Source organism: Mesorhizobium sp. L103C131B0 (assembly GCF_000502275.1).
Classification (GTDB): Bacteria; Pseudomonadota; Alphaproteobacteria; order Rhizobiales; family Rhizobiaceae; genus Mesorhizobium.
Genome location: NZ_AYXC01000029.1, coordinates 1 through 13,133 on the forward strand (window position 1 = coordinate 1; position 13,133 = coordinate 13,133).

Annotated in this window: 13 protein-coding genes; 2 read left to right on the forward strand and 11 right to left on the reverse strand. The window is 62.6% G+C overall.

Annotated features, from left to right (window positions below):
- Both X730_RS137385 and X730_RS137380 read right to left on the reverse strand, forming a co-directional pair.
- A partial coding sequence (locus X730_RS137385) for a potassium transporter Kup (protein ID WP_032910401.1) occupies positions 1-1,442 on the reverse strand: 1,442 nt, incomplete at its 3' end.
- Between the two features lie 77 nt (positions 1,443-1,519).
- Positions 1,520-2,260, reverse strand: a complete 741-nt coding sequence (locus tag X730_RS137380; RefSeq protein WP_023690926.1) for a pyridoxine 5'-phosphate synthase — start codon at positions 2,258-2,260, stop codon at positions 1,520-1,522.
- A gap of 112 nt (positions 2,261-2,372) precedes the next feature.
- On the opposite strand from X730_RS137380, the gene X730_RS137375 reads away from it, so the two are divergent.
- Positions 2,373-2,792, forward strand: a complete 420-nt coding sequence (locus X730_RS137375; RefSeq protein WP_023682069.1) for an STAS/SEC14 domain-containing protein — start codon at positions 2,373-2,375, stop codon at positions 2,790-2,792.
- Between the two features lie 34 nt (positions 2,793-2,826).
- Here X730_RS137375 and X730_RS137370 read toward each other — a convergent pair whose 3' ends face one another.
- From X730_RS137370 to X730_RS137330, 9 genes are all read right to left on the reverse strand, one after another.
- Complete coding sequence (locus X730_RS137370; protein WP_023668361.1) at positions 2,827-3,954, reverse strand: ATP-dependent RecD-like DNA helicase; 1,128 nt, start codon at positions 3,952-3,954, stop codon at positions 2,827-2,829.
- A 187-nt stretch (positions 3,955-4,141) separates the two neighbouring features.
- Entirely contained in the window at positions 4,142-4,525 is a 384-nt protein-coding gene (locus X730_RS1000000167850; RefSeq protein WP_155922540.1) for a hypothetical protein, read from the reverse strand.
- A 14-nt stretch (positions 4,526-4,539) separates the two neighbouring features.
- Positions 4,540-4,914, reverse strand: coding sequence for a nitrile hydratase accessory protein (locus X730_RS137360; RefSeq protein ID WP_023725319.1), 375 nt, complete (start codon positions 4,912-4,914; stop codon positions 4,540-4,542).
- Positions 4,901-5,560, reverse strand: a complete 660-nt coding sequence (gene nthB, locus X730_RS137355) for a nitrile hydratase subunit beta (protein ID WP_023827559.1) — start codon at positions 5,558-5,560, stop codon at positions 4,901-4,903. Before nthB ends, X730_RS137360 begins: the two co-directional genes overlap by 14 nt.
- A complete protein-coding gene (gene nthA / locus X730_RS137350; RefSeq protein WP_023753502.1) occupies positions 5,557-6,162 on the reverse strand; it encodes a nitrile hydratase subunit alpha in 606 nt (201 codons plus the stop codon). Before nthA ends, nthB begins: the two co-directional genes overlap by 4 nt.
- A 64-nt stretch (positions 6,163-6,226) precedes the next feature.
- Entirely contained in the window at positions 6,227-9,391 is a 3,165-nt protein-coding gene (locus tag X730_RS137345; RefSeq protein WP_023827560.1) for an efflux RND transporter permease subunit, read from the reverse strand.
- Positions 9,388-10,683, reverse strand: coding sequence for an efflux RND transporter periplasmic adaptor subunit (locus tag X730_RS137340; RefSeq protein ID WP_023827561.1), 1,296 nt, complete (start codon positions 10,681-10,683; stop codon positions 9,388-9,390). Before X730_RS137340 ends, X730_RS137345 begins: the two co-directional genes overlap by 4 nt.
- Before the next feature lie 225 nt (positions 10,684-10,908).
- Complete coding sequence (locus X730_RS137335) at positions 10,909-11,505, reverse strand: LysE family translocator (protein ID WP_023682076.1); 597 nt, start codon at positions 11,503-11,505, stop codon at positions 10,909-10,911.
- 123 nt (positions 11,506-11,628) lie between these two features.
- Positions 11,629-12,585, reverse strand: coding sequence for an acyl-CoA desaturase (locus X730_RS137330; RefSeq protein ID WP_023827562.1), 957 nt, complete (start codon positions 12,583-12,585; stop codon positions 11,629-11,631).
- Positions 12,586-12,741: 156 nt separating this feature from the next.
- On the opposite strand from X730_RS137330, the gene X730_RS137325 reads away from it, so the two are divergent.
- Entirely contained in the window at positions 12,742-13,122 is a 381-nt protein-coding gene (locus tag X730_RS137325; RefSeq protein WP_023702997.1) for a metalloregulator ArsR/SmtB family transcription factor, read from the forward strand.
- Positions 13,123-13,133 lie beyond the last annotated feature (11 nt).

Here is a 13,133-nt window from a genome sequence, read left to right on the forward strand (position 1 = left end):
AGCAGATTGCCGGCGAGGAAATCGAGCGGGATTTCGTTGCGCCGGGTCTTGTCGAACAGATAGCGGCTGCCGCGTATCCAGGTGGTCATGATCAGCCCCATGAGGCAGGCAACGGATATTGACACCCATCCGCCTTCCACGATCTTGACGACATTCGCCAGGAAGAAACCCATGTCGATGGTGCCGAACAACAGGGCCAATGCCAGGGCAAGCCCAAGCTGCCATTTCCACAAATTGCGCATGACAACGAACAGCAGAATGGTTGTCATCAGCATCTCGCCGGTTACCGAAATTCCGTAAGCGGAAGCCAGCGAACTCGAGCTGCCGAAGCCGACAACCAGCAGCATCACTCCCACGGCTATGAGCAGGTTGACGCGCGGCATATAAATCTGGCCGCTCTGCATTTCGGACGTGTGCTGCACCTCGATGCGGGGCAGCAGGTTGAGTTGCACTGCCTGACGTGCCAGCGAAAAAGCACCCGAGATCACCGCCTGACTGGCGATCACGGTGGCGGCCGTTGCCAAGCCGACCATTGGCATCAGCGCCCAATCCGGCAACATCTCGAAGAATGGATTGGTCGGCCTGCCGCCATTCGCCAATACAAAGGCGCCCTGGCCGAAGTAGTTGAGCAGCAGGCAAGGAAACACCACGGAAAACCACGCGAGCACGATCGGCTTGCGCCCGAAATGTCCAAGGTCGACATAAAGCGCCTCGGCCCCCGTTACCGCCAGGAACACTGCACCAACGGTCACGAAAGCGGCGGTCGGCGTGCCGGCTAAGTAGGCGATCGCATAATACGGGTTGATCGCCAACAGCACCGAAGGATCATCCGTCAGGTGGTAGAGCCCGGAAACGCCGATGGCCAGGAACCATAGCGCCGTCACCGGCCCGAATACTGCCGCCACCTTCCCCGTGCCGAAGCGCTGCACGGAGAACAGAAATGCCAGGATGACCAAGGTGATCGGAACGACATAGGCCTCCAGCGTCGGTGTCACCACTTCCAGGCCCTCAACTGCCGACAGCACGGAAATGGCCGGAGTTATGATAGCGTCTCCGAAAAAAAGCGACGCCCCGCAAAGACCGATGCCGAGGATAAGCTTGGCGCCTTTTGGATAGGCGCTGCGCGCCAGCGCCATCAGGGACAGCGTGCCGCCCTCGCCCTTGTTGTCGGCGCGAAGCACGAAAGCGACGTATTTTATGGTGACGATAATCGTCAGCGCCCAGACGATCAGCGACAGCACGCCCAGGACATCTATACGCGTGTCGGTACCAGGCGAAGCGTGAAGCGCCTCGCGGAAGGCATAGATCGGGCTGGTGCCGATATCGCCATAGACGACGCCAAGCGCGCCCAGCATCAGAACTTTGGTGCTGTGCTGTTCAGTTTGGGAGTGGTTCGGTTGTTCGACGGGTTCAGCCTCGCTACCGATGCTGGAAAGAGCCATCGACTACTCCCCGATCACCGCGCGGTGCGCCTTGCTTGCTGTCATGCGATATCACCTTCGACACAAGCCTTCCACCGCTACCAACCGCAAGCCTTCAGAAACCGCCCCACCGTGCCGGCCATGCCATACTCCAACGCATCGGCTGTCAACCCGTGTCCGATAGACACTTCGGCCAATGCCGGAATGCGCTTTGCCAATGCCGGAAGGTTGTTCACCACCAGATCGTGCCCGGCATTGACCTGGAGCCCGGCGGCGAGTGCGGCATCCGCGGTTTTTCCCAATCTTTCCAGCTCCTTCCGCGCCTTGGCGGAATCGGAATGATAGCTGCCGTAGGGCCCGGTATAGAGCTCGATGCGGTCGGCGCCGGTGTCGCGCGCGGCATTGACGCCGGTGGGATCCGGATCGGAAAACAGCGACACGCGGAAGCCCCCTTTTTTCAGACGCTTGACGATCGGGATAAGGAACGCCGCCTCGGCGGCAAAGTTCCAGCCATGGTCCGATGTCGCCTGCGCCGGATCGTCGGGCACCAGCGTCACCTGCTCCGGCTGGTGTCTTTCCACAAGCGCCAGAAAATCCTCGGTCGGGTAGCCCTCGATGTTGAATTCCGCCTTGGGAAACTCGTCGTCGATCAGCGCCCGGATCTCCGGCAGGTCGGAATGCCTGGTGTGGCGCTCGTCGGGCCGCGGATGAACCGTCAGCCCGTGCGCGCCGGCCGCCAGCGCCAGGCGGCCGAGCCCGGTGACGCTCGGCCACGGCAGGTCGCGGCGGTTGCGCAGCATGGCGATGGCGTTGAGATTGACCGAGAGTTTCGCGGGCATGGCGTGAGGTCCGGCTGTTTGTGCAGCGCATCTATACTGCCTTTGATGGGAACAGACAGGGGCTTTCGGGTGTTCCAGTGATGACATCTGCTCGCAAGGGGGAACCCAGCCAATGAATTTTCTCCAATCCGTGCCCGCGATCCGCCGCCTCGAAACCGACCGTGAGGACCTTTTCGCCATCGACGTCGTCGGCCATGTATCGGCAGCCGACGGCGAAAATCTGTTCGGATTGCTGGAGGCTGCCTACGCGCTGCACCCGAGGATCGACGTCTTGGTGCGGCTGGTCGACCATGAGGGCGTCGACTGGATCGATATGGACGACGAGACGCTGAAACAAGGTACGGTTCATGCGCTAGAGCATATCGCCCGGTGCGCGACGATCGGTGAGCCGGACTGGATAGCGGATGCGCGGAACTTCCTTCCGGCTTCGCCACCCATCGAGTTCAGGCACTTCGCGGCCGAGGACGAAGCGGATGCCTGGCAATGGCTGGGTGCGACGCCACTCAGCCCTGCTGCGCCGGCTGCTACCTGACGCCGGCTATCTAACGCCAGCTATCCAACGCCAGTTATCTAACAATCGTCAGCCGCTCTGCCGCCCGCGTGATGGCGGTATAAAGCCAGCGCTGGCGGGTTTCCTTGAACGCCCAGCTCTCGTCGAACAGCACGACGTCGTTCCACTGCGAACCCTGCGCCTTGTGCACGGTCAGCGCGTAGCCATAGTCGAAATCGTCAAAGCGCTTCTTCTGCTGCCAGGGGATATCGGCGTCCGGATCCTCGAAAGCCGACTTGAGCAGCTTGATCTTGGCGACGCCGCGGTCGGGATCGTCCTCCTCGGGCGAGACCAGAAGGTTGATACCCGGCTTCACCGTCTCGCGCGACGAGGTCATCACCTTCCACAGCGAACCGTTGAGCAGGCCCTTGGCGGGGTCGTTGCGCAGGCAGACCAGCTTGTCGCCGGCCTGCGGATAATCGGCATTGAAACCCTTCAGCTCGCGCAGGCGCTGATTGTAGCGGCGGCGTGTGCGGTTGGTGCCGACCAACACCTGGTCCGCCTTCAGCACCAGCTCCTGGGTGACGTCCTCCTTGCCGATGACCTGCGCGGTGCCGTAGTCGCCACGCATGAACTCGCGGCCCTCGCGCACGTCGAGCGCCAGCTGGATGATCGGATTGTCGCGCGCCTGGCGGTGGATTTCGGTCAAGAGCACATCCGGCTCATGCTCGGTGAAAAAGCCGCCGCCCGAGATCGGCGGTAGCTGCGCCGGATCGCCAAGCACCAGGATCGGCGTGCCAAAACTCAGAAGGTCGCGGCCAAGCTGCTCGTCGACCATCGAGCATTCGTCGATGACCACCAGCTTCGCCCGTGAAATAGGGCTTTGGCGATTGAGCGAGAAGGTCGGCGACATCGAGGTCTTGCCGGTCACCTCGTCCGACACCGATTCCTCGCCCTTCGGCCGGTAGATCAACGAATGGATGGTGCGGGCATTGACCGCGCCCTTGGAACGCAGCACCTGCGCCGCCTTGCCGGTGAAGGCGGCGAACTGCACCTGCCCGTCGACATGCTCGGCAAAATAGCGCGCCAGCGTGGTCTTGCCGGTGCCGGCATAGCCGAACAGCCGGAAGACCTGTGGCCGGCCCTCTTTCAGCCAGCGCGCCACCGCCTTCAACGCCTCATCCTGTTGGGGAGAGAATTCCATCGATTCGACAGACCGGATTCGCGAGAGAAAGACAAGCTTGGTGCCAACCACCGCTTAAAACGATGGGATTGCCTCACCTTCAACGGGACAAACTAGCAGGCGCAAATGCGAACGTAAAGTGAACATGCAAGCGGATAACGAACGATTTGAATTCAGGCATTTGAACCTAGATCGGGCAATGCCACTATCACGGACATGATCGAGATGCAGATCGGCGCAGACACCTATAAGCGAGGATATTGATGAGGTCGTTCGCAGACAGGCTGATCGGAAAGTCGATAAAGAAGATCGAAACGGCGAACCTGGTTATGGCATCGTTGTCTCCTTGTCGGATGACGCAGGGTTCGCGATATATACCGAGGTCACGGCCTGTCTGAGTGACGAAAATGCCAGAACCATAGAACGTGTTACCATCAGCGACGAGCAAGTGATCCTCCACTTGGGTGACAACGACTTCGTCGCCATTTCCAAAAACCGTGGCCGCTTCGCCGTCGTTGAGGCGTTTGTCTATGGGGACGACGAAGGCATGGTCGTCGAAAATTAGTTGCATCGGCCGCCAGATTTCAAACACCAACCACAGGCGGACTATATGTTCGCGCCGCCGCCGCTACCTCTGGTCGGCCCGGGATCGTTCTCCAACAAAATCGGCTTGCCGTGCGGGGTTGCATGCGCGGCGCGTTCCCAGGCGGCGGCGAGCGTGTCGACGTCACTTTTTCCCGCGACGCCCTTGGCCGCCAGCAGCGTCTCCAGCGCAGCCAGCCAATGCTCGTAGTAGTCGTGGCCGTCGCTTGCGGCGCCCGGCTTCTTCACTTGCGCCGACAGCGCATCGGCCCATTCGCTCCACGAAAACAGGCCCTTGTCATGCAGCGCCACCGTCATGGCGAAGGCTTCGGCCTGCCAGGGTTCGGCGAATACCGGTTCGTCCAGACCCGCCGGCAGTGCACCTTCAGGCCGGCTCAAGATAGCTCTCCCAGGCGTCGATGGAGACGGTCAGCGTCCGGTCGGCGCCCTCGCCCCAGATTTCCGAGCCATCGAAGACCACGGTATAGACCCATTGCGGGTTTTCACCGTTGCCATGCGCGTTGCTGTCGGGGAACACAAAACCGTCACGCACGGCCTCGATAACTCCGTGCTTGCCGCGCGCATAACGCGGCAGCCTCGTGTGGGCGGTGGGATTGAAATTCCTTGTCCGCACCGGGTCGCCGGCCTTGAAGCGCGGCGCCGTCTCGACCGGCCGGTCGCAGGGACTGCCCTTGGCCAGCACCGCCGGAACGTTTTCGGCCTTCAACACCCTTTTGGGCGTCGCCGCCGGATCGACCGCCCGACCTTCCGTCAGATCGCGCTCGCTGACGAAGCCATGGCGCTTCAGCAGCACCTCGAGCGCTTTGATCCATATCTGGTAGTAGCTTGAGGAATAATAGACGGCCGGATGCAGCGATTCCCTGGCGTGCCGGCTCTCGTCGATGTTCCACGCGCCCATGGCGCCGGCAGTCAGCGTCACGCCGAGCGCCCGCCTCTCCCAATCCGCATGAAAATACGGTTCGTCCTTTTCGGGCGCGACCGGCCCGAAACTCATCTGCCCACCGAGATCCTGCGGCCCGTTCATGCCGGTTCTCTCGCCACCGCCGTGCCGATCATCGCATCGCGGCTCACCAGTTCGGCGAGCTGGTCCTCACTCCAGCCTTCGGTACCGCCAGGCCGCATCGGCACCACGAGATAGCGCAGTTCGGCAGTCGAATCCCAGACGCGGATGTTTTTCTCCGCCGGCAAGGTCAGCCCGAACTCTTCGAGCACGCCGCGGGGATCGATCACGGCGCGCGAGCGATAGGGCGGCGCCTTGTACCAGACCGGCGGCAGGCCGAGCACCGACCACGGATAGCAGGAGCACAGCGTGCAGACGACGAGGTTGTGCGTCTCGTCCGTGTTGAACACCGCCTGCATGTGCTCGCCCTGGCGGCCGGTGTAGCCCAGCGAGGTGATCGCCGCAGTCGCGTCGCGCTTCAGCCACTCGGCAAAGGCCGGATCGCTCCAGGCTTTCGCCACCGCCCTGGCGCCGTTGCGCGGCCCGATCTTGGTCTCGTAGGTGTCGACGATGACGTCGATCGCCGCCGGATCGATCAGGCCTTTTTCGGTGAGGATGGTCTCCAGCGCGCGCACGCGCGCCGCAAACGGGTCAAGTTCGTTGTCGTGGTCATGATCATGGGACATGACCGCAGATTAGGATCGCCAGCCCATGGCCGCAAGCATGACGGCTTGGGCCACGGGCTATCGCCTATTCGGCGGCGGCCTTCTGGGGTTCGATGAGCCGGTCCTCGGGGCCGAACAGCGACGCCTGCTCGCCGGTCGCGACGGCATGCAGCGCCGGCTTGTTCTTCTTCGAGGAGAAAAAGCCCATCAGCCAGCCGGAGAAATTCTCGAAATAGACATAGATCACCGGGGTGACGAACAGCGTCAGCGCCTGGGAAGCGAGCAGCCCGCCGACGACCGCGACACCGAGCGGCTGGCGCAGCTCAGCACTGGCGCCGGTGCCGAGCGCGATCGGGAACGTGCCCATCAGCGCCGCCAACGTCGTCATCATGATCGGCCTGAAACGCATCAGGCACGCCTTGTGTATGGACTCCTTGGCCGACATGCCTTCTCGTCGCAGCTCCAGCGCGACGTCGACCATCATGATGCCGTTCTTCTTGACGATGCCGATCAACATCAGGATGCCGATCACCGCGATCACCGACAGGTCCATGCCGGCAAAGCGCAGCGCCACCACGGCGCCCAGCACAGCCGAAGGCAGGCCGGTCAGGATGGTGAGCGGATGGATGAAGCTCTCATAGAGAATGCCGAGCACGATATAGATGGTCAGGATGGCGCCGCCGATCAGCAGGCCCTGATTGGCGAGCGAATCCTGGAAGGTCTTGGCGGTGCCGGCAAAGCTGGTCGAAATCGCCGGCGGCATGCCGATCTGCTCCTTCAGCGCGGCGATGCGCGCCGTGCTGTCGCCCAGCGCCACGCCTTGCGGCAGGTTGTAGGAGATGGTCACCGCGGGCAGCTGGCCGAGCTGGTTGACGGTCAGAGCGCCGGCCGTGCGGTCGACGCGGGCAAAGGCGCCGAGCGGCACCAGGCTGCCGCTTGCCGTCCTGACCTGGATGGCCAGCATGCGCTCGGGCGACCATTCGATGTTGGGATCGAGCTCCATGATGACTTCGTAGCTGTCGGCCGAGCCAAAGATCGTCGAGACCTGCTCCGTGCCGAAGCCGCCATAGAGACTGGAACGCAGCGTGTCGGTGTCGATGCCGAGCGACGCCGCCTTGTCGCGATCGACCACCAGCGTCGCCTGCAATGAATTGTTCTGCAGATCGCTGGTGACGTCGGTGAAATTCGCATGATCGGCCGCCATCGCATCGTTGAGCTTTTGCGCCCATGTGTCGGTCAGGCCGGTATCGAGGCCCTGAACGACGAGCTGGTAGGCGCTGGCGGAAGAACGCGCGCCAAGCCGCAGGTTCTGCACCGGCTGCATATAGGCATCGATCCCCGGCACAGTGGCCAGTTGCCGCCGCAGATCCGACAGCACCTTGTCGATGTCGGGGCGCTGGCTCTTGTCCTTCAGCTGCACATAGAGCTGGCCCTGGTTCAGCGCATTGTTGCCGCCGCCGGCTGACCAGGCGACATGCGAGACATAGGGCGAATGCGAGAAGACACTTGCCGCCTGGTTCTGCAGCTTGACCATGGCGTCGTAGGAGATGTCCTGCCTGGCGATCGTCGTAACCGAGATCTGGCCGATATCCTCTTGCGGGAAAAAGCCTTTCGGCGAGACCTCGATCAGCCTGACCGACCCTGCCGCCGTGCCGGCGAAGACGAGGAACACCAGAAAAGTGTGGCGCAGGCAGAAGGTCAAAAGCCGGTCATAGCCGCGGGTGACGATATCCTGCTTGTGGCCGGGGGCATGCTTGTCGCGATCGGCCTTGGTCACCGACAGCAGGCGCGAACACAGCATTGGCGTCAGTGTCAGCGACACGAACATCGAAGCCAGGATGGCGACCGTCACCACGACGGCGAATTCGTTGAAGATGCGGCCGATGACGCCGCCCATTAGAAGCACGGGGATGAACACCGCCACCAGCGAGATCGAGATCGAGATGATGGTGAAGCCGATTTCGCGCGCGCCCTTCAGCGAGGCATCGAAGGCCGAGAGACCGTCCTCCTCCATGTGGCGAAAGATGTTTTCCAGCATGACGATGGCGTCGTCGACGACGAGGCCGACTGCGAGCGTCAGTCCCATCAGCGAGATGTTGTCGACGGAGAAGCCGAACAGGAACATGGCGCCGAGCGTCGCGATCAACGAGATCGGCACCGCCACGGCCGGAATGATGGTTGCAGTCACCCGGCGCAGGAAGACGAAGATCACCATCACCACCAAAGCGATGGTCAGAAGCAGCGTGAACTGGACGTCGTCGACGGCCTGGCGGATCGAGGTCGAACGGTCGTTGAGCAGCTTGATGTCGGCGGCGGCCGGCATTTGGTCCTTGAACGACGGCAGCATCGCCTTGACCTTGTCGACGACGTCGACCGTGTTGGCGTCGGGCTGGCGCTGCACCGCCAGGATGATGGCGCGCGTGCCGTCATACCAGCTTGCAGTCGTCGTGGTCTCGACCGAGTCGATGACGCGCGTCACCTCGCCCAGCCGCACCGGATGGCCGTTCTTGGTGGCGATGATGAGGTTGGAGAACCCGGCGGCATCGGTGAGCTGCGTATTGGCCGTGATGGTCAGCTGCTGCTTGTCGTTCTGCAAGACGCCGAGCGGCGTGTTGGAGTTGGCCGACGCGATCGCCGTCTGCAGCTGGTCGATCGAAATGCCGCGCGCCGCCAGCGCCGTCGGGTCGATCTGCACGCGCACCGCATATTTCTGCTGGCCGAAGATCGACACCTGCGCCACGCCGTCGATGGTCGACAGCGAGGGCGAGATGACGTTTTCGGCGAAGGCGTCGAGATCGGTGAGCGGAACGGTGTCGCTGACCAGCGACATCAGCAGGATCGGCGCGTCGGCCGGATTGACCTTGCGATAACTCGGCGGCGCTGTCATCTCGGGCGGCAGTTGCCGCTGCGTGCGCGCGATCGCCGCCTGCACGTCGGCGGCCGCCGCGTCGATATCCCGGTTGAGCACGAACTGGATGGCGATCGACGTGCGTCCCAGCGAATTGCTGGTTGAGATCGAATCGATGCCGGCAATGGTGGCGAACTGCTTGATCAGCGGCGTCGCCACCGAAGTGGCCATGGTTTCGGGTGACGCGCCGGCCAGGTTGGCCGAGACGTTGACGACCGGGAATTCGGCGCTCGGCAGCGCCGCAACCGGCAGGAACTTGTAGGCAAACAGCCCGCCCAGCACGAGGGCGAGTGACATCAGCAGCGTGGCGACAGGCCTTCTTATGCAGAATTCGGAAATCATTGGGCGGCCCCACCGGCCTTAGCCGCTTCGGCGACCTTGGGCGCGGCCTGGTCACCGCCGGCCGCCTTGCCTTCATGCACGCTGGCGCCGTCCTTCAGCCTGGTTTGGCCCTCGACGACAACCTTCTCGCCTGACTTGACGCCCTCGCTGATGGCGCTGTTTTCGCCTTCGGTCAGCGCCACCTGCACAGGCCGCATCTCGACCGTATTGTCGGGCTTCACGACATAGACGAACGGACCCTTCTGGCTGGGCTGCACGGCAACAGTCGGGATGGATGTCATCTGCGGCATGATGCCGGCGTCGAGCACGACATTCACATATTGGCCGGGCCACAGTGAAAGATCGGCATTGGGAATGCTCGCCCGTGTCGCGATGGTGCCGGACGCGGTGTCGACGCTGGAATCGACGAAGTCGAGCGTGCCGTTGCCGATCGGCGTCGGATCGCCATCCTTGGTCAGCGTCACCGCGCCTTGCTGCGGGTTGGCCAGCGCCTTGTGCAGCAGCGCCAGGTTGCTCTCCGGCAGGTTGAAGTTGACTTGCAGCGGATCCATCTCGGTGATCGTCACCAGCGGCGTGGCCGTGCTCGAGTTGCCGTTGCTCAAGGTGACCAGGTCACCGACCGAAACGTTGACCGCCCCCAGCCGGCCGGCAATCGGCGCCTTGATGCTGGCAAAGCCGAGCTGGACATTGTCGGCGTCGATCGTCGCCTTGTCGGCATCGACCGTCGCCGCCGCAGCCTTTTGCGCCGCCACCGCCTGATCGTAAGTCTGCTGCGTGCCGGCCTGCTTGGCGACGAGATCCTTGGCGCGCTGAAGGTCGGAGCCCGAACTGGTTAGCAGCGCCTGGTCCTTGGCGAGCGTCGCCTGATCCTTGGCAAGCTGCGCCTTGAGCGCCCTGTCGTCGAGCGAGAACAGCAGGTCGCCGGCCTTCACCATCTGGCCGTCCTTGACGTCGATAGATACGATCTGGCTGGACACGCGGGCGTTGATGTTGACCACGGCCGGCGAAGACACGAAGCCGATGGCGTAACGGCGGATCGGAAAATCGGCCATTGTCGCGGTGGCCGAGACGATCGAGGCCGAACGGGCGGCATTGCCGCCGGCGCCGGATTTGCCCCCAGCCTTGTCGGCCGAAGCCTTGTCCGATCCAGCCGGCTTGTCCGTTGCTGCCGCCTGCCTGGCGCCCGGCAGCATCTGCTGCAGACTGCTCATTGCCGCCGGCGAAAAATAGACCCATGCCGCGGCGACACAGGCCGCTGCCACCACCACCGCCAGAACGACTTTTCCGCGCATCGACTAAAAGCCCTATGATCCGACACGCCGAACCCGGTGGTCTCATTCTACCCAATCACGGCGCCTTGCCGCGATCTCGCCGAAGTAGATAGGACGCACATTTGTCGGAAAAGGGCCAAAACACGGCATTACGAAGATTTAATGTGCACTGCACAATGACTATGCAGCCGGCTCAGCAGTCGGAAAACCAGCCAGGATGCGGTTGAGATTTCAGGCCGGATGCGTCTATTTCAGCATCGGCCAGAGCGTCGCCGCCAAGAGCACGCCCATGGCGATGTTGAACCATTTCAGCCGCACCGGATCCGACAGGAATCCGCGCAGCGCCGTGCCGAAGCCGGCCCACACCGAGACGCTCGGCAGGTTGACGACGGTGAAGGCGATCGCGATCAGCGCCACCGACAGGAACGGGTGGTCCGGATTGGAGTAGACGGCCATGGCGGTGATCGCCATCACCCAGGCTTTCGCATTGACCCACTGGAATGCGGCTGCCTCGATGAAGCGCATCGGCCGTGCCTCCGTCTCACCCTTGCTGGACAGCGAGCGCGACATGGCGATCTTCCAGGCGAGATAGAGCAGATAGGCAGCGCCGGCGATCTTCAATCCGGTGTGCAAGGCCGGAAACGCCGTAAGCACCGCGCCCAGGCCAAAGCCGACAGCAAGCAACAGCACCAGGAAACCCATGCTGATGCCCAGCATATGCGGAATGGTTCTGACCAGGCCGAAATTCACGCCCGACGCCAAGAGCATGAGGTTGTTCGGCCCCGGCGTGATCGAGGTCACGAAGGCGTAGACCAAAAGGGCAAGGAAAGCGTCGAGGGTCATGACGGCTCACAAAGGTCAGCAATGCTGACTTAAATCGACAGAGCGCTGGACGCAACCTCATTCCATTGGTCCAAAGCGCTCCGCCGTGATCCGTCTATCCCGAGCCAGCCAGGCCGGCACAGTCTACCTGCCGTGGGCCCGCGCCGACAACAGGCTGGGAGCGGCGGCCGCCTCCTGACGGCCAGCCACACGCCGCAGGCCTTTGCGCCTCGGCGTGTTCCCGGGAAGCTTCACGCCATGCGCGAGGCCGAGGGCAGCCAGGATGCGGATGAAGAGCCAGCCGAGATCGATCTGCCCGAGTTCCAGGCCGAGCTTTGCGGATTCGGGAAACGCATGGTGATTGCCGTGGAAACTCTCGCCAAAGGTCACCAGGCCGAAACGCGGCAGGTTGTAGCCCTGCACGGCAACGCCATCGACGCGCCAGCCCTGCTGCCGGCTGCGATGTGCGAAATGCCCGACCAGCCAATGCCCGGTCAGCGACACGGAGATACGCACCGCAATGCCCCAGACCACCCAGCTCCACCCGCCGAGGAGCAAGAAAAGGATCGCCCACGGCAGTTGCTGCAGCATCCAGGTCCGCTCGACGAATTTGTAGAAGCGGTCGTTTCTGATCGACGGCTCGATGACGAAGTCAGGCGGATTGCGCAACGCTACGGCGCAATGCATTTGCCAGAAAGCGTCGGTGAAGAAAGGCCGGCGGTGGGCGTGCAGGTCGTGACAAGCCGTCTGGCGCTGCGCCCAGTCTCGTATGTCATGCGCATAGATCATGCCGAACGGACCGGCCATGCCGACGAGCGTCCCGAGATAGACCAGCGCGTGTTCGAGCCAGATGTGAACCTTGAACGAGCGATGGATGAGCAGGCGATGCATGCCGACCGAGTGTCCGGCGCAGATCGTCACCGCCGTCGTCGCTACGAACAGGGCGAAAGCGCTCCAGCTGAAGGTCAGCGGCCCGAACACCAACGCAATCAGCGTCATCGCACCGACCCAGATCGACTTGGCCGGCATCCAGACGACCTCGCCATCTTCGGCATCGCTCAAGGGCTGCGAGATCATTCTGCCTGTGGATATGGTCTTCATCGCTACCCCTCCTCTGCAGGAAACATTTCCGGACCAAAGAGCCTTGCCTTCCGGCGCGCCGGCGCTTATTTAGGCAATAAGCTAACTATCTACTATTCCGATTTAGGTATTTAGGCAATAGACTAAATACCGGAAGCGAAACGACAGAGGCAGGCGGTGATCGAAGACAATGCAGCGGATGGCGACACGGCTATCGGGGCAAGCAGCGCCATACAGCGCGTGTTCGAGGCGCTGTCATCGCAGCCGAGGCGCAAGATCCTCGCCTATCTCGCCCACTCCTCGCTGACCGCGGGCGAGATCGCGGCGCGCTTCGACATGTCGAAGCCGTCGATCTCGCAGCATCTGAGCATCCTGGAGACGGCCGGCCTCATCGCCAGGGAGCGGCAGGGACAATTCATCCGCTACTCGCTGGTCCAGAACAATCTGGTTAACACGCTGAACGGCTTCGTCCAGGACGTCTGTCCGGTATCGCGCCCGATCAAAAGGGAGAGTAAGAATCTGGCGAGCGGCAAGGTCGATCCCAAGCCGGTAAAATAGTTGGACTGAGA

What these genes read in the sequence shown, in the direction of transcription:
- X730_RS137340 (WP_023827561.1), bottom strand. Translation starts at nt 10,683, where the DNA reads ATGCGCGGAAAAGTCGTTCTGGCGGTGGTGGTGGCAGCGGCCTGTGTC.
- X730_RS137330 (WP_023827562.1), bottom strand. Translation starts at nt 12,585, where the DNA reads ATGAAGACCATATCCACAGGCAGAATGATCTCGCAGCCCTTGAGCGAT.
- nthB (WP_023827559.1), bottom strand. Translation starts at nt 5,560, where the DNA reads ATGAACGGGCCGCAGGATCTCGGTGGGCAGATGAGTTTCGGGCCGGTC.
- X730_RS137345 (WP_023827560.1), bottom strand. Translation starts at nt 9,391, where the DNA reads ATGATTTCCGAATTCTGCATAAGAAGGCCTGTCGCCACGCTGCTGATG.
- nthA (WP_023753502.1), bottom strand. Translation starts at nt 6,162, where the DNA reads ATGTCCCATGATCATGACCACGACAACGAACTTGACCCGTTTGCGGCG.
- X730_RS137370 (WP_023668361.1), bottom strand. Translation starts at nt 3,954, where the DNA reads ATGGAATTCTCTCCCCAACAGGATGAGGCGTTGAAGGCGGTGGCGCGC.
- X730_RS137335 (WP_023682076.1), bottom strand. Translation starts at nt 11,505, where the DNA reads ATGACCCTCGACGCTTTCCTTGCCCTTTTGGTCTACGCCTTCGTGACC.
- X730_RS137375 (WP_023682069.1), top strand. Translation starts at nt 2,373, where the DNA reads ATGAATTTTCTCCAATCCGTGCCCGCGATCCGCCGCCTCGAAACCGAC.
- X730_RS137380 (WP_023690926.1), bottom strand. Translation starts at nt 2,260, where the DNA reads ATGCCCGCGAAACTCTCGGTCAATCTCAACGCCATCGCCATGCTGCGC.